At 67.8% G+C, this 24,531-nt stretch carries 25 protein-coding genes; 11 read left to right on the forward strand and 14 right to left on the reverse strand.

The features are described from left to right. The 6 genes from J2126_RS14905 to J2126_RS14930 form a co-directional block, all read right to left on the reverse strand. Nucleotides 1–486 carry a MaoC family dehydratase gene (locus J2126_RS14905; RefSeq protein ID WP_209487698.1) on the reverse strand — a complete coding sequence of 162 codons (486 nt, stop codon included), beginning with the start codon at nt 484–486 and terminating at the stop codon, nt 1–3. Further along, a complete protein-coding gene (locus J2126_RS14910) occupies nt 483–947 on the reverse strand; it encodes a MaoC family dehydratase (RefSeq protein WP_209487699.1) in 465 nt (154 codons plus the stop codon). The genes J2126_RS14905 and J2126_RS14910 overlap by 4 nt, the downstream gene beginning before the upstream one ends. A gap of 252 nt (nt 948–1,199) precedes the next feature. Continuing rightward, on the reverse strand, nt 1,200–1,658 hold the full coding sequence (locus J2126_RS14915) for a MaoC/PaaZ C-terminal domain-containing protein (protein ID WP_209487700.1): 459 nt from the start codon (nt 1,656–1,658) through the stop codon (nt 1,200–1,202). Between the two features lie 9 nt (nt 1,659–1,667). After that, entirely contained in the window at nt 1,668–2,765 is a 1,098-nt protein-coding gene (gene ychF / locus J2126_RS14920; protein WP_209487701.1) for a redox-regulated ATPase YchF, read from the reverse strand. Between the two features lie 137 nt (nt 2,766–2,902). Beyond that, the gene (gene pth, locus J2126_RS14925) at nt 2,903–3,511 is read right to left on the reverse strand and encodes an aminoacyl-tRNA hydrolase (protein WP_209487702.1); all 609 of its coding nucleotides are present in this window, start codon (nt 3,509–3,511) and stop codon (nt 2,903–2,905) included. Nucleotides 3,512–3,589: 78 nt separating this feature from the next. Further along, nucleotides 3,590–4,192: a 50S ribosomal protein L25/general stress protein Ctc gene (locus J2126_RS14930; protein WP_209487703.1), complete on the reverse strand. Its 603-nt coding sequence runs from the start codon at nt 4,190–4,192 to the stop codon at nt 3,590–3,592. Nucleotides 4,193–4,372: 180 nt separating this feature from the next. Between J2126_RS14930 and J2126_RS14935 the strand changes: the two genes are divergently transcribed. Beyond that, nucleotides 4,373–5,437 (forward strand): c-type cytochrome, encoded by a 1,065-nt coding sequence (locus J2126_RS14935; RefSeq protein ID WP_209487704.1) that lies wholly within the window; start codon nt 4,373–4,375, stop codon nt 5,435–5,437. 20 nt (nt 5,438–5,457) lie between these two features. Here the strand turns inward: J2126_RS14935 and J2126_RS14940 are convergent, their stop codons facing one another. From J2126_RS14940 to J2126_RS14950, 3 genes are all read right to left on the reverse strand, one after another. Further along, nucleotides 5,458–5,595 (reverse strand): hypothetical protein, encoded by a 138-nt coding sequence (locus J2126_RS14940; protein ID WP_168462333.1) that lies wholly within the window; start codon nt 5,593–5,595, stop codon nt 5,458–5,460. 82 nt (nt 5,596–5,677) lie between these two features. Next, nucleotides 5,678–6,805: a zinc-dependent alcohol dehydrogenase family protein gene (locus tag J2126_RS14945; RefSeq protein WP_209487705.1), complete on the reverse strand. Its 1,128-nt coding sequence runs from the start codon at nt 6,803–6,805 to the stop codon at nt 5,678–5,680. A gap of 110 nt (nt 6,806–6,915) precedes the next feature. Further along, a complete protein-coding gene (locus tag J2126_RS14950) occupies nt 6,916–7,551 on the reverse strand; it encodes a TetR/AcrR family transcriptional regulator (protein WP_209487706.1) in 636 nt (211 codons plus the stop codon). Between the two features lie 220 nt (nt 7,552–7,771). Between J2126_RS14950 and J2126_RS14955 the strand changes: the two genes are divergently transcribed. The 9 genes from J2126_RS14955 (at nt 7,772) to cynS (ending at nt 16,119) form a co-directional block, all read left to right on the forward strand. After that, nucleotides 7,772–8,338: an OsmC family protein gene (locus J2126_RS14955; protein WP_051678987.1), complete on the forward strand. Its 567-nt coding sequence runs from the start codon at nt 7,772–7,774 to the stop codon at nt 8,336–8,338. A 94-nt stretch (nt 8,339–8,432) separates the two neighbouring features. Beyond that, nucleotides 8,433–9,566 carry an acyl-CoA dehydrogenase family protein gene (locus J2126_RS14960; RefSeq protein ID WP_209487707.1) on the forward strand — a complete coding sequence of 378 codons (1,134 nt, stop codon included), beginning with the start codon at nt 8,433–8,435 and terminating at the stop codon, nt 9,564–9,566. Between the two features lie 101 nt (nt 9,567–9,667). Next, nucleotides 9,668–10,531 carry a sulfurtransferase gene (locus J2126_RS14965; protein ID WP_209487708.1) on the forward strand — a complete coding sequence of 288 codons (864 nt, stop codon included), beginning with the start codon at nt 9,668–9,670 and terminating at the stop codon, nt 10,529–10,531. A 22-nt stretch (nt 10,532–10,553) separates the two neighbouring features. Further along, a complete protein-coding gene (locus tag J2126_RS14970) occupies nt 10,554–11,180 on the forward strand; it encodes a 2-hydroxychromene-2-carboxylate isomerase (protein ID WP_209487709.1) in 627 nt (208 codons plus the stop codon). Then, nucleotides 11,177–12,355 carry an NAD(P)/FAD-dependent oxidoreductase gene (locus J2126_RS14975; RefSeq protein ID WP_209487710.1) on the forward strand — a complete coding sequence of 393 codons (1,179 nt, stop codon included), beginning with the start codon at nt 11,177–11,179 and terminating at the stop codon, nt 12,353–12,355. Before J2126_RS14970 ends, J2126_RS14975 begins: the two co-directional genes overlap by 4 nt. A gap of 73 nt (nt 12,356–12,428) precedes the next feature. Then, nucleotides 12,429–13,793 carry a CmpA/NrtA family ABC transporter substrate-binding protein gene (locus J2126_RS14980; protein ID WP_209487711.1) on the forward strand — a complete coding sequence of 455 codons (1,365 nt, stop codon included), beginning with the start codon at nt 12,429–12,431 and terminating at the stop codon, nt 13,791–13,793. A gap of 3 nt (nt 13,794–13,796) precedes the next feature. Next, on the forward strand, nt 13,797–14,636 hold the full coding sequence (gene ntrB, locus J2126_RS14985; RefSeq protein WP_209487712.1) for a nitrate ABC transporter permease: 840 nt from the start codon (nt 13,797–13,799) through the stop codon (nt 14,634–14,636). Between the two features lie 5 nt (nt 14,637–14,641). Then, nucleotides 14,642–15,592, forward strand: coding sequence for an ABC transporter ATP-binding protein (locus J2126_RS14990; RefSeq protein WP_209487713.1), 951 nt, complete (start codon nt 14,642–14,644; stop codon nt 15,590–15,592). A 38-nt stretch (nt 15,593–15,630) separates the two neighbouring features. After that, on the forward strand, nt 15,631–16,119 hold the full coding sequence (cynS, locus tag J2126_RS14995; RefSeq protein WP_209487714.1) for a cyanase: 489 nt from the start codon (nt 15,631–15,633) through the stop codon (nt 16,117–16,119). An 82-nt stretch (nt 16,120–16,201) separates the two neighbouring features. On the opposite strand, the gene J2126_RS15000 is transcribed toward cynS, so the two are convergent. From J2126_RS15000 to J2126_RS15020, 5 genes are all read right to left on the reverse strand, one after another. Next, nucleotides 16,202–17,377 carry a DUF4167 domain-containing protein gene (locus J2126_RS15000; protein ID WP_245327349.1) on the reverse strand — a complete coding sequence of 392 codons (1,176 nt, stop codon included), beginning with the start codon at nt 17,375–17,377 and terminating at the stop codon, nt 16,202–16,204. Nucleotides 17,378–17,983: 606 nt separating this feature from the next. Next, a complete protein-coding gene (prmC, locus tag J2126_RS15005; RefSeq protein ID WP_348634310.1) occupies nt 17,984–18,922 on the reverse strand; it encodes a peptide chain release factor N(5)-glutamine methyltransferase in 939 nt (312 codons plus the stop codon). A gap of 3 nt (nt 18,923–18,925) precedes the next feature. Then, on the reverse strand, nt 18,926–20,008 hold the full coding sequence (gene prfA, locus J2126_RS15010; RefSeq protein ID WP_209487716.1) for a peptide chain release factor 1: 1,083 nt from the start codon (nt 20,006–20,008) through the stop codon (nt 18,926–18,928). Between the two features lie 71 nt (nt 20,009–20,079). After that, the gene (gene ptsP, locus J2126_RS15015; RefSeq protein ID WP_209487717.1) at nt 20,080–22,347 is read right to left on the reverse strand and encodes a phosphoenolpyruvate--protein phosphotransferase; all 2,268 of its coding nucleotides are present in this window, start codon (nt 22,345–22,347) and stop codon (nt 20,080–20,082) included. Nucleotides 22,348–22,442: 95 nt separating this feature from the next. Further along, complete coding sequence (locus J2126_RS15020; RefSeq protein WP_209487718.1) at nt 22,443–23,702, reverse strand: aspartate kinase; 1,260 nt, start codon at nt 23,700–23,702, stop codon at nt 22,443–22,445. A 306-nt stretch (nt 23,703–24,008) separates the two neighbouring features. Here J2126_RS15020 and J2126_RS15025 point away from each other — a divergent pair, with 306 nt between their 5' ends. After that, entirely contained in the window at nt 24,009–24,431 is a 423-nt protein-coding gene (locus tag J2126_RS15025) for an HIT family protein (RefSeq protein ID WP_209487719.1), read from the forward strand. Nucleotides 24,432–24,531 lie beyond the last annotated feature (100 nt).

The following is a 24,531-nucleotide window of genomic DNA, read 5'->3' on the forward strand; positions in this document are numbered from 1 at the left end:
TCACGGGCGGCGCCGCATCAGCACGGTGCTCTCGAAGTCGATCACCAGATCACCGTACTGGTTCGCCCCGGAATTGTAGGTGCGCAGGAAGCCCCATTGGGGCCGGGACTTGATGGTGATCTTGTCCCGCACCTCGGTGGCGAACGAGATCGTATCGCCCGCATAGACCGGCTTCAGCCATCTGAGCTTGGTGAAGCCCGAGGCCGGTCCGAAGGAGCCGCCGCCCGGCACGCTTTCCTCGCCGGGTTTCGACGCCTCTATGGGCAGGGCCATGTTGGAGGCGACGAAGCACTTCATCCACATGGCTGCAGTATGCCACCCCGACGCCACCAGCGCCCCGAACGGGCTGCGCCGGGCCGCCTCGGGGTCCACATGAAAGGGCTGGGGATCGTAGAGGCGGGCGAAGGCCAGCATCTCCGCCTCGGTGAAGGTGTGGTTGCCCAGCGCGGCGGTGGCGCCCGCCTCGACCTCCTCGAAATACATCATGCGAGGCGCGCTCCCGGGTTGCGACGGCCGATCATGCACACGCAGGTCTGATCGACCGCGGCGCTCTTGTCGGCCTTGAGAAGCTCGAAGCGGAAGGTCACGAGGCCCATGTCGGGCTTGCTCCTGGAGGTGCGGCTCTCCAGCACGGTGCGGCGGAGCGTGAGCACATCACCGGGAAAGACCGGCGCGAGCCATTTGTTCTCGGTGACGCCGGGCGAGCCCTGGCCGGCGGTGCGCAGCAGGAAGCCGTCGCAGATGAGCCGCATCATGATGGCGCAGGAATGCCAGCCGGATGCCGCCAGCCCGCCAAGCAGGGACGCCTTGCCCGCCGCCGCATCGAGATGCATGGGCTGGGGATCGAACTCCCGCGCGAAGGCGAGGATTTCCTCCTCCGTGACCTTGTGCGAGCCGAACGTCTTCACCTCACCGATGATGAAATCTTCGAAGAAGATGTCGGGCAAGGCGGCCTCCCTGTCGTTGGAGGCCGATGGAAGGCGAGGATGACGCAAACGTCAAGCTGGGCGTGGGGATACCGGCGCGTCAGGCTCAAAAGAGGTCCTTGTCGCGCCCCACGAGAAGGTCGCGGATGGTCGGGGTGACCGGAAATCCATAGCCGCCTTCACGATGGAGCGCCGGGAGCAAGCCGTCGTCGTGATATTCGGACAGGTTGCGCGGTAGCGCGTGTTGACCAAGGCGTGCTGCCGGTCGCCGAGCTATCGCGCATCCGGTGCCAGATGCCTCAGCGCGAAGCGCATCACCTCGGTCCCATCCTCCCGCCGGGCGCTGCCGGTGCGGTGGTAGATGGTCCAGCCTGGGCGGCTGCCGCTGGGGCGGGCGTCGAGGATTTCGGTGAAGAAGGTGATGGTGTCGCCGGCGCGCACCGGGGCGAGCCATTTGAGATCCGTCAGGCCGAAGCCGACGCCCACGGGTGCGATCGCCGCCGCATGGTCGGGGGGGAGGGCTTCAGCCGTGGCGCCGTGGGCGCGCACGAACAGGCCCATCCATGTTGAGACCGTATGCCAGCCGGAGGCGATGAGGGTGCCGAAGGGGGAGGCGGCGGCCGCCTCCGCATCCACATGGAAGGGCTGGGGATCGTAGGCGCGGGCGAAGCGTACGATCTCCTCGGCCGTGAAGGTGAAGCGGCCAAGTAACTGCGGCCCGGCCCCGACCATCACGGAGCCTCAGTTGGCGAAGCGGAAGTGCAGCACGTCGCCATCGGCGACCACATAGTCCTTGCCTTCCAGGCGGAAGCGGCCGCCCTCGCGCGCACCGGCCTCGCCCTTGAACTTCACATAATCGTCGAAGGCGATGGTCTCGGCGCGGATGAAGCCCTTCTCGAAATCCGTGTGGATCACGCCCGCCGCCGCCGGGGCCTTGGTGCCCTTGGTGATGGTCCAGGCACGGGCCTCCTTGGGCCCCACGGTGAAATAGGTGACGAGGTGCAGCAGGTCGTAGCCGGCGCGGATCACCCGGTTGAGGCCCGGCTCATCCAGGTCGATGGCCTCCAGGTATTCCTTCTGCTCCTCGGGAGGGAGAACCGCGATCTCGCTCTCGATCTTGGCCGAGACCACTACCGCCATGGCGCCTTCCAGCTTCGCCCGCTCGAACACCTGGGCCGAGAGGGAATTCCCCGCCTTGGCGGAGGCCTCCTCCACATTGCACACATAGAGCACGGGCTTTGCGGTCATCAGTCCCAGCTGGGAGAACATCCTCTCCTCTTCCGGCTTCACCTCGGCGAAGCGGGCGGGCTTACCCTCGCGCAGCAGAACCAGGGCGCGGGTCATGAGGTCGAGGGTGTCCTTGCCCTCCTTGTCCAGGGTCCTGGCCTTCTTCTCCAGCGCCGCGGCGCGCTTCTCCAGGGATTCGAGGTCGGCGAGCATCAGCTCGGTCTCGATGGTCTCGATGTCGTCCACGGGCGCGATCTTGCCTTCCACATGGGTCACGTCTCCATCCTCGAAGCAGCGCACCACATGGGCGATGGCGTCGCACTCGCGGATGTTGGCGAGGAACTGGTTGCCGAGCCCCTCGCCCTTGGAGGCGCCGCGCACCAGGCCGGCGATGTCCACGAAGGTGAGGCGGGTGGGGATGATCTGCCCGGAGCCGGCGATCTCCGCGAGCGTGTCGAGGCGCGGGTCGGGCACCGCAACGTCACCCACGTTCGGCTCGATGGTGCAGAACGGATAGTTCGCCGCCTGCGCCGCCGCCGTCTGGGTGAGCGCGTTGAAAAGGGTGGACTTGCCCACGTTGGGAAGCCCGACGATGCCGCATTTGAAGCCCATGGAACGCTCAGCAGTTGCACCCGCCCGCCGGGGCGGCTGCAGGATGGAGATAAGGATCGGGCCGCGCGGCGGCCGTTGGGGGATCGCATAGCCCCTCGGGCCTTGGGTGCGCAACCCGCCGAAGCTTGCGCCGGGTCTCAGCCCTTCTCGCCGACCCTTTTTTGCTCCCCGAAGCCCTGGGCTTCAAGGAAGAGGTGGGCGCGGTTCTGGAACTCGTCGGGGCGCTGCTTCACCAGCAGCTCGGAGAAATCGGCACAGGCGTCGCTGACGGCATCCACCCAGCCCTTTTCGGACTTGGCGAAGTCGTTGAGCACGTAGGCGTGCACCAGCGCCTTGTCGCCGGGATGGCCGATGCCGAGGCGGATGCGCCAGTAATCGTTGCCGCACTGGGCGGTGATGGACCTCAGCCCGTTATGGCCGGCGTTGCCGCCGCCCTTCTTGATCCGCAGCTTGGCGGGGGGCAGGTCCAGCTCGTCGTGGAAGACGAAGATGTGGTCGAGGGGGATCTTGTAGAAGCGCTGGGCTTCGGCGACGGCCCGTCCGCTCTCGTTCATGAAGGTCTCGGGAAAGAGCGCGATGACCTTCTCGCCGGCAATCTCGCCTTCCGCCGCGGCGGACTGGAAGCGGCGCCGCAGGGGGCCGAGACGGTGGCGGCGGCAGATGGCGTCGAGCGCCATGAAGCCCACATTGTGCCGGTTGCCGGCATATTTCGGGCCGGGATTGCCGAGCCCTGCGAACAGGAACATGAGGCGGATCTCCGGCCCGGAAAACGGGGCGCCGCGGCTTTAAACAAGCGCGGCGCCCGGTACTGGTCAGCGATCAGCTCAGGCCTTCGGCTCTTCCGCCGCCGGCTCTTCCTCGGCGCCCACGGGGGCGACAATGGTGGCGAGCGTGTCGTCACCCTGGCCGGCCCAGCTGGAGCCAGCCGGAAGCTTGAGGGCGGACAGGTGGAAGGCGTCGCCGAACTCGGCGCCGGTGAGATCGACCTCGATGGCGGCGGGGATGTTCTCCGCATCGCACTCAAGCTCGACGGTGTGGGCAACCACGTTCAGCGTGCCGCCGGCCTTGAGCGCCGGGGAGGCTTCCTGCTTCACGAAGTGCACCGGAACCTCGACCGTCACGGTCGCGCCCTTGGAGACGCGCAGGAAGTCCACGTGAACCGGGAAGTCCTTCACCACGTCCAGCTGGTAGTCGCGCGGGATGACGCGGTGCTTCTTGCCGTCCACGTCCACCTCGAACAGGGTGGTGAGGAAGTGGCCGGCATAGATGATCTTGTTGATCTCGATAAAGTCGAGCGAGATCGTGATGGGGTCCTGCTTCTCGCCGTAGATCACGGCGGGCACACGCCCGGCGCGGCGCTCGGCACGGGCGGCCCCCTTGCCGGCCCGCGGGCGCGCCACAGCCTTCAGTTCCTTGATGGCAGTCATGGCACTTGTCCTAACTTCGATATGGGTCCGAGAATGGCGCGTGATTCACACAGCGGACACACGCCTTCGACCGTCGGCACGCCTCCAGGGGGGCGCATGCCGCGGACGAAGGCGCGCTTATAGCGGCGCCGCGGCGCCAACGCAACAATTGCGGGCGTTTGCGCCCGGCGGGGGGATGCCATGAGGGCTTGGAGCCGCGTCACCAGGGGACGGATCGGATGGGCCAGCGCGCTGCTCGCGCTGACGCTCGCCACGGGTGCGGCTGTTGCCCAGCAGGCCCCGGTCCCGCCCGGCAGGGAGGCGGCGAGTGCAGCCGCCGCGAATGCCCGGATCGCCATGTGGGACGTTCCCGATGTGGACCTCCTGCCCGATGACGATTATGGCCGACTGGTGCGCTACGGTCGCTCGGTGCTGGAGGCGAGCGCGCGCCATATCGGGCCGGATGCCGCGGATCCGGCCATGCGGTTCGCCGGCAACAACCTCGCTTGTGCGAACTGCCACCTCGACGCTGGGCTTAAGAAATTCGGCCTGCCGCTGGTTGCGGCGTCCGCGGACTACCCGGCCTATTCCACGCGCACGGGGCAGGTCGCGACCCTGGAGGATCGTCTCGACAATTGCATGATGCGCTCCATGAACGGGCGGCCCATGCCACGGGATGCCCGGCCCATGCAGGCACTGGTGGCTTATCTCCGCGTGCTCTCCTCCGCTTTGCCGAAGGATGCGCGCATCGAGGGTGCGGGGGCTGGGGCCCTTCCGGAGCTTGACCGCGCTGCCGATCCGCAGCGCGGCGCGCGCGTCTATGCGCAGAACTGCCTGTTCTGCCACCGCGCCGGCGGGGAGGGGCTGCGGCGCAATCCGGTGGATGCGAGCTTCGGCTATGGCGTGCCGCCTTTGTGGGGCCCCGACAGCTTCAATGACGGTGCCGGCATGAACCGCCTGACGACCATCGCCAATTTCGTCCACGACAACATGCCCAACGGCACCGACTGGCTGATGCCCGTGTTGTCGGCAGAGGACTCATGGGACGTAGCGGCCTACGTGGTGAGCCAGCCCCGACCCTCCCGGGCCGCCTTCGCCGCCGACTTCCCGAACCTGCTCGAGAAGCCGGTGGACACGCCCTATGGCCCCTATGCGGACAGCTTTCCCCAGAGCCAGCATAAATTCGGTCCGTTCGCCCCCATCCGCGCTGAAATCGCACGGCTGAAGGCGGCACGGGGCGCCGTGCTCAATCCGCAGGCGCGATAGGTCCGCCTGCCCGAAAGGGTCTATCTGGGCGTCGACGACTGGCAGGCGCCGGGCTTGCCCACCGGGGTGCCCTGGCCAAACCAGTTGCCGCACTTGTCGCAGCCGGAAACAGCGATGGCCAGCGCGGCGACGGCGGCGAGACGGATGGCGACGCGCATGACTTCTCCTCGGGAACTCGCGGCAGATTAGGCGATCCGCCGGGGAAGGAAAGGGGCCGCGCCGCCGCGGCCCCTTCTCTCCTCAATAGACGATGACGTGCCGCACCACCTCGCCGCGGTCGAGGCGGTCGAAATTCTCGTTGATGGTGTCGAGCGGCCCGGTGGAGGAAAGCAGGCGGTTCACCGGCAGCTTGCCGCGCTTGTAGAGCGCCATGAAGCGCGGGATGTCGCGCGGCGGCACGCAGCTGCCCATGTAGCTGCCCTTGATGGTGCGCTCCTCGGCGACGAGGTGCACGGGCGGCAGCGAGATGCGGGCATTGGGATTGGCGAGGCCGCCCGTTGTGGTGGTGCCGCCGCGGCGGGTGATCTTGTAGGCCAGCTCGAAGGCGGGGGCGGAGCCGGCCATCTCGATGGCGTGGTCCACGCCGCCACGGGTCGCCTCCTTCACCGCCTCCACGATGTCCGCGTCGCTGGCGAGGAAGGTGTCGGTGGCGCCGAGCTGGCGGGCGAGGTCGAGCTTGGCCGGCGACAGATCGAGCGCGACGATCTGGTCTGCGCCCGCCGCCACCGCGCCCATCACCGCGGAAAGGCCCACGCCGCCGAGGCCCACCACCGCGACGCTCTGGCCCGGCCGCACGCCGGCCGTGTTCACCACCGTGCCGACACCGGTCATCACCGCACAACCGAACAAGGCGGCGTCGATGAGCGACATCTCCTTGTCGATCTTGATGATGGAGCGGCGCGAGACCACCGCATATTCGCCGTAACCGGCGATGCCGCACAGATGGTAGACGTCGGTACCGTCGTCGCACCTCAGCCGGCGGCCACCGCCGAGCAGCGTTCCCGCGCCGTTGGAGGCCTGTCCCGGCCCGCACAGTTGCGCCCGGCCTTCCATGCAGGAAGGGCAGGTGCCGCAGGTGGGCACGAAGCTCATTACCACATGGTCGCCGGCATGGAGATCATCGACACCTGCGCCCGTCTCCACCACAACGCCCGCCGCCTCGTGGCCGAGCACCATGGGCAACTGCCGCGGACGGTCGCCATTGATGACGGAGAGGTCCGAATGGCACAGGCCGGCCGCCGCCACCTTGATGAGCACCTCGCCAGCCTGGGGCGGCGCAAGGTGAACCGTTTCAATGGTCAGAGGGCGCGTGTCTGCGTAGGGTTTGCTGACCGGAGACGTGCGCAGGACGGCGGCGCGGATCTGCATCTTTTCCTCCCGATGCTGTTACCGCGTTTTCGGACGCGATGGGGCGGAGCGTCAAGCGCGGGAGGCTGCGCATTTCGCAGGGGAGGCGGCGGCGCTCCTTTCCGGCCGCCTCAGGCGGCCTCCGCCGCCATGCCGGACAGCAGGAGGTCGGCCGTCTGGCCCGCCAGAAGGGCGACGTTGGCGTCCTTGGTGATCATGGCGGCGACGATGGCACCGTCGATCAGCACGCCCAATTGGTGTGCGGCGCCGTTGGGGTCGCGCGCGCCGGCCTCGGCGGCAAGGCGTGTGATGGTCTCCAGCACCACCTTCTTGTGGGCGAGGGCAATCTGGCGCATGCGGTCGTCGGCCTTGTCGTGCTCGGCCACCGCATTGATGAAGGGGCAGCCAAAGAAGCGGGCGTCGCCGAACCATTCCCGCAGCACAGGGAAGATGCGGCGCAGACGCATCTGCGCGGTTGCCTCTCCTTTCAGCAGCTCGCCGAGAAACCAGTCGCGCCATGCCGCGCCCTCGCGCTCCAGCACCGCTTCCACCAGCCGCTCCTTGGAGCCGAACGACTTGTAGAGGGTCGCCTTGGCCGTTGCCGCCTCGGCCACTACGGCGTCCACGCCCACGGCATTGATGCCGTGCTGGCAGAACAGCCGCGTCGCAGCCTGGAGGATGCGCTCGCGCGCCTTCGGCTCCGCCTCCCCGACGTCCGGGGCGGCGTGGGGATTGGCCCTGGGGCGGCTTGCCTTCGTGTGCTGCATCGCTTCTCACCAATGTGCCGCTTTCGCGTGCACTCGGACAGACCTGTCTGTTTTCTACAGGCACGAACCGTGCCGAACAAGCGGCGTCAACTTTTCCCGCAGCTCCTTATTTCTCATGAGGAAATGCACTTCTCTTGCAGTCAGTCGTCAGCTTCGGCGGATTTGGCATAGGGCGTGCATAAGACAGACCGGTCTGTCTACACGACCCAAGGAGATCCTGATGACTGCGCCCCAGACCGCACTGACCGGCTGCCTCGCGCCAGAAGCGACCACGGGCTGCCTTGCGCCCATCGACAAGGAGGGCCTCGCCAAGCTGATCGCGGCCGGCAAGGCGGACCCCAAGGTCATCAAGACCCTGAAGTGCAAGACCGTCGCCGAGGGTCGCTTCCGCCACGCCAATTACATCCGCAACCTCGAGCCCTACATCGTCGATGAGCCCCCGGGCTTGCTCGGCGACGACACCGCGCCGAACCCCTCCGAGGCCTCCCTCGCGGCGCTCGGCTCCTGCCTCGCGGTCGGCCTCCACGCCAATGCGGTGCATCGCGGCTGGACCGTGCGGAAGCTCGAACTCCAGCTCGAAGGTGATCTCAACATCACCGCCGTGTGGGGCACGGGCGACGTCAGCGAGAAGCCGGTCGGCTTCACCGACGTGCGCGTGAAAGTCGACATGGAATGCGACGGCGTGCCGAAGGAGGAGGTCGAGGCGCTCATCTCCCACGTCACCAAGTGGTCGCCGGTGGCCAACACCTTCGTCCGGCCGGTGAACCTCGAGGTGGCGCTGGGCTGACCCGCCGACGCCGACCAATCCGGCCGTCTTCGGCCGCATCCCTGCCCGGCGACGGTCCGGGCAGGCTCCCGCCCTCTCCCCATCGAGGATCGCCATGTCGCTGTCTGTGCTGCACACCGCCGTCACCGCCTTGTCGCCGCATGACCTCACTGCGGCCGATCTCGATGCCGGCGTGGCGCTGGGCGAGATTGGCAAGATCGCGCGGACCGACCTTTCCGCTTGGGCGCGGGCCATCGACGAGGGCACCTATCCGGCGACGCTGCTGCATCGCTTCGCCGATGCGGGGGCGTTCCGGCTGCATCTCTCTCAGGGGCATCAGCTCGGCAATGCCATCGAAGGCATGTCGCGCGTGTCCGAGGTCTGCGCCGCCACCGGCTTCATGGCCTGGTGCCAGAACACGCTCGTCTGGTACCTCATCAATTCCGAGAACGAGGCGCCGCGCGCCAAGTACCTCGCCGCCGTCGCCACGGGTCACGTACTCGGCGGAACCGCACTGTCCAATCCCATGAAGTCCTTCTTCGGCATCGAGACGCTGAAGCTGAAGGGCACGCGGGTGGAGGGCGGCTACAAGGTAAGGGGCATCCTGCCCTGGGTGTCCAACCTCGGCCCCGACCATTTCTTCGGCTGCATCTTCGCCGTGGACGGCGCCGCGCCGGTGATGGCCATCATCGACTGTGCCGAGCCGGCGGTGACGCTGAAGCCCTGCGAGCCGTTCCTCGGCATGGACGGCACCGGCACCTACGCCGTGCAGGTGCGCGACCTGTTCATTCCCGACGACATGGTGCTGGCGCACGACGCCATGTCGTTCGTGAAGAAGATGCGGGCCGGCTTCATCCTGCTCCAGGCCGGCATGGCCATCGGCCTCATCCGCGATTGCATCGCCATGATGCGCGAGGTGGAGGAGCCGCTCGGCCACGTCAACCGCTATCTCGACGTCCAGCCGGACCAGATGGCCGAGACGCTGGCGTCCATGGAGGCGGAGGTGAACACCCTCGCCGAGACGCCGTTCGATCCGGGCCCGGACTATTGGCGCCGTGTCGTCTCCGCCCGCCTGCTGGCCGGCGAGAAGAGCGTCGAGGCGGCGCACTACGCCATGCTCCACTGCGGCGCCCGCGGCTATGTGCGCGCCTCGCGCTGCCAGCGGCGCCTGCGCGAGGCCTATTTCGTCGCCATCGTCACGCCGGCCACCAAGCAACTGAAGCTGATGCTGGACCAGATGCCGGCCTGACACCGGCCGCCGTTTCAAAACATGAGGGGCAAAAGCCCCCGTTGCCTTCCGAAGACGTGTCCTTGCGACCCGCAAGATCCGACCCACCAGAGGGGATCACCATGAGCACAATCCTGATTTCGCCGTCCGATCTGTCCACCCTCATCCTGTCCGAGCCCACGGTCGTCATCGACACCCGCGACCCGGCCAGCTATGCCGCCGGGCACATTCCCGGCGCGGTGAACCTGCACGAGATCTTCACCTTCCTCGCCACCTCGACACCCGAGGGCTACGCCGAGCTTAGGGATAAATTCGCCGACGCCTTCGGCAAGGCCGGCCTCTCCGGCAAGGAGACGGCGGTCATCTACGAACAGTCGATGAATTCCGGCTTCGGCCAGTCCTGCCGTGGCTATTTCCTGCTGACCTTCCTCGGCTATCCCAAGGTGAAGGTGCTGCATGGCGGGTTCGCCGCCTGGACGGCCGCGGACCTTCCCGTTTCCACCGACATGCCCGAGCCCAAGGCCGCCACGTTCCCCGTGGACCGGGCCGCCGGCGAACTCATCATCGATGCCGCTGCCATGCTGAAGGCGGTTGAGGATCCGGCCGTCGCCAAGCTCGACGTGCGTGACGTGGACGAGTGGATCGGCGAAAGCTCCTCGCCCTACGGCAAGGACTTCTGCCCCCGCAAGGGCCGCATCCCCGGCGCCAAGTGGATCGAATGGTACCGCATGATGAAGCCGACCGCCGAGGGGCCGCGCTTCAAGTCGTCCGCCGAGATCCTCGCCGAGTGCGCCACCGTGGGCATTTCGCCCGAGACCCCCGTCTATCTCTACTGCTTCAAAGGGGCGCGGGCCTCCAACACCTTCCTCGCGCTGAAAGAGGCGGGGGTGAAGGACGTGAAGATGTATTTTGGCTCCTGGAACGAGTGGTCGCGCGATCCGTCGCTGCCCATCGAGGAGGGGCACCCGGCCGCGGCCCTCGGCTGAACCGAGCCAAAGGAGCCCCGCCGTGCCCGAGATCATCTGCTATTTCAGCCCCCAGTCCGGCTATGCCTATCTGGGACACGGCCGCCTGCGCCAGATCGCGCGCGCGGCGGGCGCCGACATTCTCTGGCGTCCCGTCGATATCCTGAAGGTTTTCGCCGAAGGCGGCTCCACCGCCCCGGCGAAGCAGTCGCCCCAGCGCAATGCCTATCGCAAAGAGGACATCGTGCGCTGGGCCAAGGTGCGCGACATCCCGATCAACACCGAGCCGAAATTCTGGCCCACCGATACGCTGCCCGCCTGCCGTCTCATCGCGGCCGCGCAGATTGAGGGCATCGACCCCGCCGATCTCATCGGCGCGTGCCTCTCCGCCGTGTGGGCGCGCGACATCCAGATTTCCGAGAGGGACAACCTCGTCCGCCTCGCCAATGAGGTGGGGCTGGACGGCGAGAAACTGGCGGACCTTTCCGACAGCGTGGAGGCGGCCGACAAGATCGCGCGCAACACCGCCGCCGCCATTGAGGCGGGCGTGTTCGGCTCGCCCACCTATCTCGTCGATGGCCAGATGTTTTTCGGCCAGGACCGGCTGCTGTTCGTCGCCGCCGCGCTGGGTGTCGCGCAGGAGCCGGTGGCACGGGAGCATCTGTCGTGACCGCCCCGCTCGTCATCATCGGGGCCGGGCAGGCGGCGGCGCAGGCCGTCACCTCGCTCAAGGCGGAGGGCTATGGGAAGCCCATCATCGTCATCGGCGACGAGCCCTATCTGCCCTACCAGCGCCCACCGCTCTCCAAGGCCTATCTCGGCGGCGAGATGGCCGAGGACCGGCTCGAGCTGAAGGCGCCCGCCTTCTATGCGGAGGCCGGTGCCGAGATTCGCCTCTCCACCCGCGCCGCCCGCATCTTTCCTGCGGGCAGGGAGGTTGAGCTTTCCGATGGCAGCCGGCTCACCTACGGCGCGCTGCTCATCGCCACCGGCACCCGTGCCCGCGCGCTGCCTGTGCCGGGCGCCGACCTGCCCGGCGTCTTCTCCATCCGCAGCATCGACGATGTGAAGCACTTCCGCGCGGCGGCGCAGCCGGGCGCGCGGCTGGTCATCATCGGCGGCGGCTATATCGGGCTGGAGACGGCCGCCAAGGCGAAGACGCTCGGGCTCGATGTCACCGTGGTGGAAGGCGCTCCGCGGCTTCTCGCCCGCGTCGCCTGCGCAACGATCTCCGATTTTGCCCGCGACCTGCACGAGGGCCATGGCGTCGCCATCCTCACCGGTACGGGCGTCGCCCGCATTCTGGGCACGGATGGGGTGACGGGGGTGGAACTCGCAGACGGCCGCGTGCTCCCGGCGGATCTCGTGCTCTCCGCCGTGGGCGCGGTGCCCAACGCCGAAATCGCGGGGGATGCGGGCCTCGCCATGGAGAACGGCATCCGGGTAGACGAGGTGACCCGCACCAGCGTGCCCGGCATCTACGCCGCCGGAGATGTGGCCAACTTCCCGAGCAAGCTCTACGGCCGGCGGGTTCGCCTCGAATCCGTGCAGAATGCGATCGATCAGGCCAAGGCTGCCGCTAAAGCGATCATCGGTGGGGCTGTTGCATACGATCCTATCCCCTGGTTCTGGTCCGATCAGTATGATGTGAAGCTGCAGATCGCCGGCCTTCTCGACGGCCACGACCGCACCGAATGCGAGGGCGACATCGCCGCCGCGCGCTTCTGCGTCAGGTATTTCGCGGGGGAACGCCTCGTCGCGGTTGCCTCCGTCAACGATCCGAAAAGCCACATGCTGGCGCGCAAGACGCTCGCCACCCCACCACCCGTGCCCGTTCCCGGGTGAGCGTGGCACGGGCATTGCCCTATCCCAGCGTCACGTTCGCCCGGTCCATCGCAAGCCCTCATGGAGAGCCCTGATGTCGATGTTTTCCAACCCGTTCTCGCTGAAGTCCACGCTGCGCCGCTGCCTGTGCGGGCGGCACGCGAGCGCCGAGGAGCACGCGGCGGCGGAACGGGCTGCGAAGCTCTCCGACGAGGAACGCTACAAGGAGGTGGTCGCCTCCGGCCTGATGCGGGCGCTGTTTCCCAACGACCTGAAGCGCCGCGCCTTCCTGAAGGCGGTGGGCACCTCCACCGCCGCAGCCGCCCTCGCCACCTTCTTCCCGCTGGACATGGCCACCGAGGCTTTCGCCCAGACCGGCAAGCCGGAGAAGACCGACCTGAAGGTGGGCTTCATCCCCATCACCTGCGCCACGCCCATCATCATGGCCCACCCCATGGGCTTCTATAAGAAGCACGGCCTGAACGTGGAGGTGGTGAAGACAGCCGGCTGGGCGGTGGTGCGCGACAAGACCATCAACAAGGAATACGACGCCGCGCACATGCTGGCGCCCATGCCGCTCGCCATCTCGCAGGGGCTGGGCTCGAACCCGATCCCGTTCGTCGCGGCGGCCATCGAGAACATCAACGGCCAGTCCTTCACGCTCGGAATCAAGCACAAGGACAAGATGGACGTGAAGTCGTGGAAGGGGATGAAGCTCGCCATTCCCTACGACTTCTCCATGCATAACTACCTGCTGCGCTATCTCCTCGCCGAGAACGGGATCGATCCGGACACCGATGTCCAGCTTCGCGTGGTGCCCCCGCCGGAGATGGTGGCCAACCTGCGCGCCGAGAACATCGACGGCTTCCTCGCCCCGGACAACGTGGCCCAGCGCGCGGTGTTCGACGGCGTGGGCTTCATCCATTCCCTGTCCAAGACCATGTGGGACGGGCACCCGTGCTGTTCCTTCGCGGCCAGCAGGGAATTCATCTCCACCATGCCGAATACTTACGCGGCGCTGCTGCGCGCGATCGTGGATGCCACCGGCTATGCCTCGAAGGCGGAAAACCGCAAGGCGATCGCCGAGGCCATCGCGCCGGCTGCCTATCTCAACGCGCCGCCGATCGTGCTGGAGCAGGTGCTGGTGGGCAAGTACGCCGACGGCCTCGGCAACATCAAGGATGACCCCAAGCGCGTCGATTTCGATCCCTTCCCGTGGGATTCCTTCGCCGTGTGGATGCTGACCCAGATGAAGCGCTGGGGCCAGATCAAGGGCGACGTCGATTACACCAAGGTGGCCAACGAAGTCTTCCTCGCCACCGACGCCGCCAAGGTGATGAAGGAGATGGGCCTCACGCCGCCGGCCACCACCTCCAAGTCGTTCTCGGTCATGGGCAAGGTGTTCGATCCGGGCAAGCCGGCCGAGTACGTCGCCTCCTTCGCCATCAAGCGGAGCTGAACCATGAAGAGCCTCGGCGCGCGCGCGGGCCTCCTCTCGGTGCTGCTGTTCCTCGCCTTCTGCGCCCTCTGGCAGATCGCCGTCACCCCAGGCGCAAGCACGGGGCCGGCGCTCGATCCGGAATATGCCAAGCTGATGGGCATCACCACCGCGGGCTCCCAGTCCGCCATGCCGGGCCCGCTCGATGTCGCCGGCAAGCTCTGGGATAATCTGAAGCGTCCGTTCTACGATAACGGCCCCAACGACAAGGGGCTGGGCCTCCAGCTCCTCTATTCCATCGGCCGGGTGTTCATCGGCTATGCTTTGGCGGTGCTGGTGGCGGTGCCCATCGGCTTCCTTATCGGCATGTCGCCGCTCGCCTACCGGGCGCTCGATCCCTTCATCCAGGTGCTCAAGCCCATCTCGCCCCTCGCCTGGATGCCGCTCGCCCTCTACACCATCAAGGATTCCTCCCTCTCGGCCATCTTCGTCATCTTCATCTGCTCGGTCTGGCCCATGCTCATCAACACCGCCTTCGGGGTGGGGGCGGTGCGCAAGGAGTGGCTGAACGTGGCGCGCACGCTGGAGGTGGGCCCATGGCGGCGCGCCTTCACGGTGATCCTGCCGGCGGCGGCGCCCACCATTCTCACCGGTATGCGCATCTCCATCGGCATCGCCTGGCTGGTCATCGTGGCGGCGGAGATGCTCGTGGGCGGCACCGGCATCGGCTACTTCGTCTGGAACGAGTGGAACAACCTCTCCATCGCCAATGTGATCGTCGGGATCCTGCTCATCGGCGTCGTCGGCATGGTGCTCGACCTCATTCTCGCGCGCTTCCAGAAGCGCGTGACCTTTCCGGAGTGAGGGGCATGGAGAACGCCAAGACCGAGAACGCCAAGACCGAGATCGATCCCAAATTCATCTCCATCGAGGGCATCGCCCGGCGCTATCCGGCGGCGGGCGGCGGGTCCACAACCATTTTCGAGGATCTCTGGCTACCGGTGCCGCGGGGCGAGTTCGTCTGCATCATCGGCCATTCCGGCTGCGGCAAGACGAGCGTGCTCAATATCCTCGCCGGGCTCGAGGAGCCGTCCGACGGCGTGGTGGTGGTGGACGGCCAGGCCATTTCCGGCCCGAGCCTCGACCGCGCCGTGATCTTCCAGGGCCATGCGCTGCTCCCGTGGAAGAGCGTCATCGGCAATGTGGGCTATGCGGTTTCCTCCCGCTGGCGCAAGGCGGGGCGGGCCGAGGTGGAGGAGCGCGCGCGCCGCTTCATCGATCTCGTCGGCCTCAGGGGCAACGAGCTGAAGCGGCCGGCGGAACTCTCCGGCGGCATGCGCCAGCGGGTGGGCATCGCCCGCGCGCTGTCCATCGAGCCGAAGATCCTGCTCATGGACGAGCCCTTCTCGGCGCTGGATGCCCTCACCCGCGGCACGCTTCAGGACGAGGTGCGGCGCATCTGCAAGTCCACGGGGCAGACCGTGGTCATGATCACCCACGACGTGGACGAGGCCATCTACCTCGCCGACAAGATCGTGCTCATGACCAACGGTCCGGACGCCATGATTGCCGAGGTGGTGGAGAACCCGCTGCCCATGGAGCGCGCCCGCGACACCATCCACCGGGAAGAGGACTACTACGCGGTGCGCAATCACCTCGTCGACTTCCTCGTCTCCCGCAGCCGCACGTTCAAGGCGGAGATGCCTGCGGGCTACGACCGCCGCCACCCGCCCCGGGTGCGTCTCGGCCGCCAGCCGGAGCCCGCGCTCGCGCCGGCCAACACCGTTCCCTTCCCCGCGATCGCCAAGGCGCGGGACTGACTCTCTTTCGACCGATCCCAAGCGGAGACCATAAGAAGATGAAGCGCGAGCAACTGACCGAGAAGATCCTCGACATCAAGCGCGAGAAGGGCTGGACCTGGAAATACATCTGCGACGAGATCGGCGGCATGTCGCCCGTGCTCGTGGTCGGCGCGCTGCTGGGCCAGATGAAGCTGGTGAAGCCGCTGGCGAAGAAGGCCGCCGAGCTGTTCGGCCTCTCCGAGGTGGAGGAGCGGATGCTCAACGAGGTGCCCATGCGCGGCGCCGGCACGCCCATGCCCCCCACCGATCCGCTGATCTACCGCTTCTACGAGCTGGTGATGGTGAACGGCCCGGCGTGGAAGGCGCTGATAGAGGAGGAGTTCGGCGACGGCATCATGTCCGCCATCGACTTCAACATGGAGATGGTGCGCGAGCCCAACCCCAAGGGCGACCGCGTGCAGATCACCATGTCCGGCAAGTTCCTGCCCTACAAATATTACGGCAACGAACAGGGCATCCCCGAGTACGGTTTCAAGGAAAGCTGAGCCGGCGCCACGTCACGCAGGCAAAGAAAAACCCCGCCGGGCGACCGGCGGGGTTTTTTGTTCAGGGGTGGCAGGGCCTGTCCTATTCGTTGAACAGCACCGGCTGCTCGGGCGCGGGCGCCTCAGCGGCGGCCTCGGTGCCTTCGCCGGCCCGGGTGCGGAAGCGACGACGGCGGGGACGCGGGGCGTCCGCCGCCTCGGCGGCTTCCGCGCTTTCCTCGCGCGGCGCATCGGCAGCGATCTTGGGTTCGGCCTTCGGTTCTGCCTTGGCCTCAGCCTTCGGTTCGGCCTTGGGCTCACGGGGCTCGGCCTTCGGCTCGCTCTTCGCCTCGGCCTTCATTTCGGCCTTCGTTTCGACCTTGGGCTCAGGGCGCTCCTTGGTCACGGCCGGAGCGCCGGTGATGAAGGACGGTAGACCGAGATCCTGCTCCTCGGCGCGGGGCGCGCGCGGCGGACGGGGCTGCTCGATCTCCTCGCTGCGCGGCGCGCGGTGCAGACGCGGCTGGTCGGTGTCGTCGCTGCGGGGCGCACGCGCCGCGCGGGGCACGAAACCATCGCCGTTGTCGTCGCGGTTGCGGCGGCGGAACTCGCGCGGCTCGCGCTGTTCCCTTGGCTCGCGCTGTTCGCGCTGTTCACGGGGCTCGCGCTGGTCGCGTGGGTCGCGGTTGTCGCGCGGCTCGCGGTTCTCTCGCGGCTCCCGATTGTCGCGCGCCTCGCGGGGCTGATAGCCCTCGTCGTCATCCCGATTGCGGCGGAAGTTGCCCTGCCGGTTGTCGCGCTGGCCACGGTCGTCCCGCTGGCCACGGTCGTCCCGCTGGCCACGGTCATCCCGCTGGCCACGGTCGTCGCGGTTGCCGCGATCGTCCCGCTGGCCGCGATCGTCCCGCTGGCCGCGTCCCTGATAGGGCTGCTCTTCGCGGACATAAGGCTGCTCGTTGCGGCCGCCATAGGGCTGGGGCGCGTCGAGAGAGGACATGTCGTCCATCTCATCATCGTCGCCCTCGTCATCGCGGCCGAAGCCGTTCGCCGGGGCGAACTGGCCCTGCAACGAGGCGATGAGGCGAAGATAGTGTTCCGCATGCTGGAAATAGTTCTCGGCAGCCACATGGTCGCCGGAGGCCTGGGCGTCACGGGCGAGCTGCTGGTACTTCTCCGCAATGTGGTGGGCCGTTCCGCGCACCTTCACATCCGGGCCGTTCGACTCATACACCCGCGTCAAAGGGTTTGAGCTGCGCCGGTTGTTGTTGCGGCCGCGCATGCGCTTCTGCTGACCATTTCTCATATGGATCAATCTCTACTCGCCCGGCGTTCACGCCGCCGTCTGCGCCCGGCCGCATCGCGCCGGTACAATCCGCATATCCCGCCGGGCTTCCCGCTCCGGCGGCGCGCGCCTCATGAAACGAACCTGCGGAGGCCCCTCCGTCTGGAGAAAAACGCCGCGGCACGCTGCTCTGTGCGCAGGACAACACCGTCAGTTCCGCGGAAGCCGCCTGCGCCGGCATCCGCGCTGGATCAAAGCGAAAATCGTCAAGAAGTCCGGATCAGTCCGATCATCGAGCCCCGTTCCGTGCCCCCAGCACGGGTGCCGCCGCACGAAATGCCGCAACCCGCGATCCCGTCGTTCGAGACCTCATCGCCATCCGCCTCAGCGGCAAAGACGCCATCGCATGAGAAGCCACGGCCATTCCGAAGGTTGCGCGTGTTCAACACCGTGAACCGATCCAACCGCAGGATGCTTGCATGAGCAGCACCATCGCGCGCTCGACGCTCTCGCATCCCCAGCGACCGAAACATCCGTTTGAGATTTCGGAAGCCCGCATCAGCCCTCTGGACCAATGCTCCGGTTCGATTCCTGCGACTGACACTAGCGATTTCCCTCGGAGGTTCCAAGCCTTTTTTCGTCCGCCGGGTCTTGGGTGGCTCCCCGCCACCGGGCACACAGGGCGCGCGGGATGCCCGCGAGGTCCGCTCGCGCGGGTCCGAGCACGTTCAATCCTGCCTGTTGAACAAGGTCCGCGACAGCCGGTTCCTGCCCCGCGCCGAGTTCGAGAACAGCCACGCCACCGGGCTTCAGCAGGCGCGGAAGGTCGGCTGCGATGGCGCGATAGGCGGTGAGCCCGTCGGCACCGGCGACCAGCGCACGCCGGGGATCATGCAGGCGAACATCGACGGCAAGTCCCGCCATCTCGCCCTCGGCGATATAGGGGGGGTTGGAAACCACGAGGTCGAACCCGCCGGTGACCGACGCTCCCCAGTCCGCGACAAGGACTGCCACGCGCCCGGACAGGCCGTTCGCCTCGAAATTCAGCCGTGCGGTGCGGGCGGCGCTTTCCGAATAATCCACGGCGATGCCGGTCGCGGCCGGCCGCTCGGTGAGGATGGCAGCGAGAATGGCGCCCGTGCCCGTGCCCAGATCGAGGATGCGCAATGGCGCCGCGCGGTCGGGAGTGAGCGAGAGCACCGCCTCCACCACGGTCTCCGTATCCGGGCGCGGCACCAGCGTCTCCGGTGAGAGCTGGAAGGTGAGGCTCCAGAATTCCTTGTGCCCGAGGATACGGGCGACTGGCTCGCCGGCCAGCCGTCGGGCAAGGAGAGTGTCGGCGGCAGAGTGCAGCGTCGATGGTACGGACGTTTCGCCGCGCGAAAGAAAATCCCCCGGCGCGAAGCCGAGAGCGTGGGCCAGCAGCAGCCGGGCATCCAGCTCCGGTGTCTCAACGCCTCCGGCGGCGAGGCGCGCGGTCATCTGCCGGCGCAACTGGGCGATGGTCGGCTCGGCCTCGGGTTTATCGCCGGGACCGTCCACCGCTCACGCCTCCTCGGCGGCGGCCAGCAGGGCCGCCTGATGCTCGGTGAGCAGCGGCTCGATGATGTCGTCCAGCGCGGTGCCCGCGATCACCTCCTCCAGCTTGTAGAGGGTAAGGTTGATGCGATGGTCCGTCACCCGACCCTGCGGAAAGTTGTAGGTGCGGATGCGCTCGGAGCGGTCGCCGGAACCGACCTGCCCCTTGCGGTCGGCGGCGCGGCCCGCCTCCTTGCGCTGGCGTTCCTCGTCCAGCAGGCGGGAGCGCAGAAGCGCCATAGCCCGGGCCTTGTTGCGGTGCTGGGAGCGCTCGTCCTGCACCGCCACCACCGTGTTGGTGGGAATATGGGTGATGCGCACCGCCGATTCCGTTTTGTTCACATGCTGTCCGCCGGCCCCCTGGGCGCGGTACACGTCGATGCGCAGGTCCGCCTCGTTGATGTCCACGTCCACATCCTCCGCCTCTGGCAGCACGGCAACGGTGGCCGCCGAGGTATGGATGCGCCCGCCGGCCTCGGTGGTGGGCACGCGCTGCACCCGGTGGACCCCGCTCTCGAATTTCAGCCGGGCATAGGCGCCCTTGCCGTGGACGGCGGCGACGATCTCCTTGTAGCCGCCCATGGTGCCCTCGCTTTCGGACAGCACCTCCACGCTCCAGCCCTTGTCGGCGGCATAACGCGCATACATGCGGTAGAGGTCGCCGGCGAAAAGAGCTGCCTCGTCGCCGCCCGTGCCGGCGCGGACCTCCAGGATGACGCCGCGCTCGTCCATGGCGTCCTTGGGCAGGAGCGCGAGGCGCACGGCGGTCGTCAGCTCGGCGATGCGGGTGTCCAGCCGCTCCACTTCCGCCTCGGCCAGGGCACGCATGTCCGGGTCTCCGGCCGAATCGGCCAGCAGCTCCTGCGCACCCTCAAGGTCACGCGTCGCGCCGCGCAGGGCCAGCACCTGCTCGACCACCGGGGAGAGATCGGAAAACTCGCGGCCGAGACGGACAAACTCCTCCCCCTCCGCCCCGTGGGAGAGGGCGGCCTCGATCTCGGCGTGCCGGGCGACCAATTGGTCGAGCTTGGCGAGGGGGAGCGTGTTCATCAGGGCGCGGTTCTGGAGTCCGGACGGTTTCGGGAGAAGGGCGGGAGCCGAGGCTGCGGGGCGCGCGCCGGCTAGAGCGGCAGGCCGCAGTCCCGCGCGAACTTGGTCAGCGCGGCGCGCGGATCGGCCGCGCCGGTCCGATCCTCCAGCAAGGGCAGGAGCACCTTGCGGGCGGCGGAGACATCCGTCTCCAGCAGCGTGGCCTTCACCGGGCCGATGGCGGCCGGCGAAACCGACAGCGAGCGGTATCCCAAGGCGGCAAGTGCCACGGCCTCAAGAGGGCGGGATGCCAGCTCGCCACACAGGGTGACGGGCTTGCCGTGGCGGATGCCGGCCTCCGCCACCATCCGGAACGCGCGGAGCGCGGGCGGCGACAGGGGGTCAAAGCGGTCGGCGACCCGCATGTTGGCGCGGTCGGCGGCATAGAGGAACTGCACGAGGTCGTTGGACCCCACCGACAGGAAGTCGGCGCGTGAGAGAATTTCGTCCAGCTGGAACAGCAGGGAGGGCACCTCCACCATGGCGCCCACATACACCCGCTCGGGCAGGCCGTGGCCGTGGCGCCGGAGATGCGTCAGTTCGCGCTCCACCAGCGCCTTGGCGCGATCGAACTCGTCCACCGCGGCCACCATGGGGAACATGACCCGCAGTTCCCGCCCGGCGCCGGCGCGCAGCAGGGCGCGCATCTGGCTGCGCAGGAGGCCCGGGCGGTCGAGGCCGAGGCGGATGGCGCGCCAGCCGAGGGCGGGGTTTTCCTCCTCCACCGTCCGCATGTAGGGCAGCACCTTGTCGCCGCCGATGTCGAGTGTTCGGAAGGTGACGGGACGTTCGCCGGCGGCATCCAGGACCGCGCGGTAGAGCTTCAACTGCTCCGAGATGCGCGGGAAGGCCGAGGCAATCATGAACTGAAGCTCGGTGCGGAACAGCCCGATTCCCGCCGCGCCTGTCTCGGCGATGTGCGGCAGGTCCACCAGCAGGCCGGCGTTCAGGTTCAGGTCCACATGCACGCCGTCCTTCGTTACGGAAGGGCGGGTGCGCAACGCGGCATACTGGGCCTGCCGGCGGGCGCGGAAGCGCACCTTCTCGGCATAGGCTTCTTCGACGTCGCCGGGCGGGCGCAGATGGACCTCGCCGTTCTGTCCGTCGACGATGACCGGATCGCCCTGATCGGCGAGGCCTGCGGCATTCTCCACCTGCCCCACCGCCGCGATGCCGAGGGCGCGGGCGACGATGGTGACGTGGCTGGTGGTGCCGCCCTCCTCAAGGACAAGTCCCCGGATGTTGCTGCGGTCGTAATCCAGCAGCGCGGCCGGGCTCATGTTGCGGGCGACGATAATGGCGTTTTCCGGCATCGCCTCCCGCTCCATGCCGCGGGCGCGGCCGATCAACTCGCGCAGGAGGCGGTTGGCGAGGTCGTCGAGGTCGTGCAGGCGCTCGCGCAGGTAAGGGTCCGAGGCGCGCATCATGCGGGCGCGGGTATCGGACTGCACCCGTTCCACCGCGCCCTCGGCGGTGAGACCGGAGAGCACGGCCTCCCGCATCTTGTGCATCCAGCCCCGGTCGTGGGCGAACATGCGATAGGCTTCGAGAATGTCCCGGTGCTCGCCGGCCTTGGAGAGGCCGTCGTCCTCCAGCATCAGGTCGATGGAGTGCCTGAGCTTGCCGATGGCGGCGTCGAGACGAGAGGCCTCCTTCACCACGTCGTCGGCGATGACGTTGGTCACCTTGATGCGCGGCTCGTGCAGCACGACGTGGCCGAGGCCGAGGCCATCCGCCAGCGCCACACCCTTCAGATGCAGCGGCCGGCGCACCGCCGGCTCGGCTCCGGGCTTGGCCAGCGCGGTCAGCTCGCCGGAGGCGATCATCTCGGCCAGCACCATGGCCGTGGTCTGGAGCGCCTCGATCTCCTCTTCCGTATAGGTGCGCCGCGCGCGGTTCTGCACCACGAGCACGCCGAGCGTGTTGCCGCCGCGCAGGATCGGCACGCCGAGGAAGGAGTTGTAGACCTCTTCGCCCGTCTCTGGCCGGTAGGAGAATTCAGGGTGGGACTGGGCGTCGAGCAGAGCGAGCGATTCGGCCTCGCGCGCGACGTGGCCGACGAGGCCTTCGTCGACGCTCAGAACGGTCAAATGAACCGCATCGCGGTTCAGGCCTTCCGTAGCGTACAGCTCGAGGGTCTGATCGACGCGCAGCACGTAGACCGAGCAGACTTCCGCCACCATGTTGGCGGCGATCAGCACCACGATCTTGTCGAGGCGGTCCTGCGCGCTGACCGGCTCCGCCATCACCTCGCGGAGGCGGCGGAGAAGCACGCGCGGACCGCCGAGCGCGCCACGCATCGGCCGCATCCTTAAAAATGATCGGGCTCAGGCGCCCGCGGGGCAATCCATCGGTACGGCGCGCCCCCGCGTAGCCACCGTCTCCTGTTCCGCCCTCAGCTGTCCAGCCCGTATAGCGAATGGAGAGTTCGGACCGCAAGTTCGGTATAGGCCGCGTCTATCAGGAAGGAGATCTTGATCTCCGACGTGGTGATGGCGCGGATGTTGATGCCGCGGCCGGCCAGCGCCTCGAACGCCTTGGCGGCGACGCCGGCGTGGGAGCGCATGCCGATGCCGATGACCGACACCTTGGTCACGTCCCCCGCGCCCTCGAGCGACTGGAAGGCGATCGAGTCGCGGGCCGTCTCGATCACCGCCTTGGCGCGCTCGAAATCGGCCGTGGGCACGGTGAAGGTGATGTCGGTATAGCCGTCCGCCGACACGTTCTGGACGATCATGTCCACATTGATGTGCGCGTCCGCCAGCGGGCCGAACACGGCGGCTGCGATGCCGGGCTTGTCGGCGACGCGGCGGATGGAGACCTGGGCCTCGTCCTTGGAGAAGGCGATGCCCGTGACCACCTGCGATTCCATCTGGCTTGCCACGATTTCCTCCTCGTCGCAGATGAGGGTTCCGGCCTTCTCGACCTCGCGCATCTCCGGCGCGTCGGGGTCGACGAGGCTTGAGCGCACGAACGTGCGCACATTATGCACCATGGCGAGCTCCACCGAGCGCACCTGCAGCACCTTGGCGCCCAGGGACGCCATTTCCAGCATCTCCTCGAAGGCGATGCGGTCGAGGCGGCGGGCCTTGGGCACCACGCGCGGGTCGGTGGTGTAGACGCCGTCCACGTCGGTATAGATGTCGCAGCGCTCGGCCTTGAGCGCCGCAGCCACCGCCACCGCCGAGGTGTCCGAGCCGCCGCGCCCAAGCGTCGTGATCCGCCCCGTGGGCAGGTGGATGCCCTGAAAGCCGGCGATCACCGCGACCTCGCCGCCCTCGATGGAGGTCGCCAGCCGGTCGCCGTCGATGTCCATGATGCGGGCGGAGCCGTGCGCGTCGTCGGTGGAGATCGGGATCTGCCAGCCCTGCCACGACCGGGCGGAAACGCCCAATTCCTGGAGGGCGATGGCGAGGAGGCCGCTCGTCACCTGCTCGCCGGAGGCAACCACCGCGTCATATTCACGCGCGTCGTAGAGCGAGGAGGCATCCTTGCACCAGGCGACCAGCTCGTTGGTCTTGCCGGACATGGCGGAGACCACGACGGCCACCTTGTAGCCGGCCTGCACCTCGCGCTTGACGTGCCGCGCGACGTTGCGGATGCGCTCGATATTGGCGACGGACGTGCCGCCGAACTTCATGACAAGCCGAGCCATCGCTCGTGCCTTTCTTCGCCTGATGTCCCGAGGATTGCACGCGTGCGGCGCCGATCACGGCCGCCGGCTTCGGACCCGCGTCATTTTCGCCGGCGCAGCTGGGCGCGCGATGCGGGGGGGGCGAAGGTGGCCGAGCGGAACATCCCTGAAGTCCTTGCGCGCGGGGTTCTTGAAGTCGCGCGGCTGTTGGGGCGCCTCCATAGCGGCAACGGCGGGCCGGGGCAACCGCCCAGCGCAACCTCGCGCCAAAGCTTGCGGCGGGAGGAGCGCGCGGGCATCAAGTCCCCCGTGCCACGGGAGCCAGCCATGACCGACTCCGCTTTCGCGCTCGACCCTCGCCTTGCCGCGGACGGCCCGGCTGTGGGCGACCTGCCGCTGTGTCATGTCCGGCTGGTGGAGGACCGGCGCTTCTTCTGGGTCTCGCTGACGCCCCGCCGGGCCGCCAAGTCGGAGGTGTTCGACCTCGATGCGGAGGACCGTGGCCGCCTGATGGACGAGATCGCCCGCGTGAGCGAGGTGCTGAAGCACGCCAGCGCCTGCGCCAAGCTGAACATCGCGGCGCTCGGCAACATGGTGCCCCAGCTCCATGTCCACATTATCGCGCGAAACCCCGGCGACGCCGCCTGGCCGGGCGTGGTGTTCGGTGCCGGCGCCCGCGAGCCGCTGGAGGATGTGGAGCGGGCGGCGCGATTGCGGGCGCTGCGCGCGGGGCTGGGCATTCCCGGCTAATAGGGCCTTTCCGCGCCTATCCTGCCGGCGGGACAGGCAAGCGACAGCCTTGCCTCCGTCCCGACTGCGTGCGACGGTCGCCATCCGTCCTCAGCCTGCC

This window comes from Xanthobacter flavus, assembly GCF_017875275.1.
Lineage (GTDB): Bacteria > Pseudomonadota > Alphaproteobacteria > Rhizobiales > Xanthobacteraceae > Xanthobacter > Xanthobacter flavus_A.

Coding starts and splice junctions, on each gene's coding strand:
- J2126_RS14905 (WP_209487698.1), bottom strand. CDS start 486: ATGATGTATTTCGAGGAGGTCGAGGCGGGCGCCACCGCCGCGCTGGGC.
- J2126_RS14915 (WP_209487700.1), bottom strand. CDS start 1,658: ATGGTCGGGGCCGGGCCGCAGTTACTTGGCCGCTTCACCTTCACGGCC.
- ychF (WP_209487701.1), bottom strand. CDS start 2,765: ATGGGCTTCAAATGCGGCATCGTCGGGCTTCCCAACGTGGGCAAGTCC.
- pth (WP_209487702.1), bottom strand. CDS start 3,511: ATGTTCCTGTTCGCAGGGCTCGGCAATCCCGGCCCGAAATATGCCGGC.
- J2126_RS14930 (WP_209487703.1), bottom strand. CDS start 4,192: ATGACTGCCATCAAGGAACTGAAGGCTGTGGCGCGCCCGCGGGCCGGC.
- J2126_RS14935 (WP_209487704.1), top strand. CDS start 4,373: ATGAGGGCTTGGAGCCGCGTCACCAGGGGACGGATCGGATGGGCCAGC.
- J2126_RS14940 (WP_168462333.1), bottom strand. CDS start 5,595: ATGCGCGTCGCCATCCGTCTCGCCGCCGTCGCCGCGCTGGCCATCGCT.
- J2126_RS14945 (WP_209487705.1), bottom strand. CDS start 6,805: ATGCAGATCCGCGCCGCCGTCCTGCGCACGTCTCCGGTCAGCAAACCC.
- J2126_RS14950 (WP_209487706.1), bottom strand. CDS start 7,551: ATGCAGCACACGAAGGCAAGCCGCCCCAGGGCCAATCCCCACGCCGCC.
- J2126_RS14955 (WP_051678987.1), top strand. CDS start 7,772: ATGACTGCGCCCCAGACCGCACTGACCGGCTGCCTCGCGCCAGAAGCG.
- J2126_RS14960 (WP_209487707.1), top strand. CDS start 8,433: ATGTCGCTGTCTGTGCTGCACACCGCCGTCACCGCCTTGTCGCCGCAT.
- J2126_RS14965 (WP_209487708.1), top strand. CDS start 9,668: ATGAGCACAATCCTGATTTCGCCGTCCGATCTGTCCACCCTCATCCTG.
- J2126_RS14980 (WP_209487711.1), top strand. CDS start 12,429: ATGTCGATGTTTTCCAACCCGTTCTCGCTGAAGTCCACGCTGCGCCGC.
- ntrB (WP_209487712.1), top strand. CDS start 13,797: ATGAAGAGCCTCGGCGCGCGCGCGGGCCTCCTCTCGGTGCTGCTGTTC.
- J2126_RS14990 (WP_209487713.1), top strand. CDS start 14,642: ATGGAGAACGCCAAGACCGAGAACGCCAAGACCGAGATCGATCCCAAA.
- cynS (WP_209487714.1), top strand. CDS start 15,631: ATGAAGCGCGAGCAACTGACCGAGAAGATCCTCGACATCAAGCGCGAG.
- J2126_RS15000 (WP_245327349.1), bottom strand. CDS start 17,377: ATGCGCGGCCGCAACAACAACCGGCGCAGCTCAAACCCTTTGACGCGG.
- prfA (WP_209487716.1), bottom strand. CDS start 20,008: ATGAACACGCTCCCCCTCGCCAAGCTCGACCAATTGGTCGCCCGGCAC.
- ptsP (WP_209487717.1), bottom strand. CDS start 22,347: ATGCGTGGCGCGCTCGGCGGTCCGCGCGTGCTTCTCCGCCGCCTCCGC.
- J2126_RS15020 (WP_209487718.1), bottom strand. CDS start 23,702: ATGGCTCGGCTTGTCATGAAGTTCGGCGGCACGTCCGTCGCCAATATC.
- J2126_RS15025 (WP_209487719.1), top strand. CDS start 24,009: ATGACCGACTCCGCTTTCGCGCTCGACCCTCGCCTTGCCGCGGACGGC.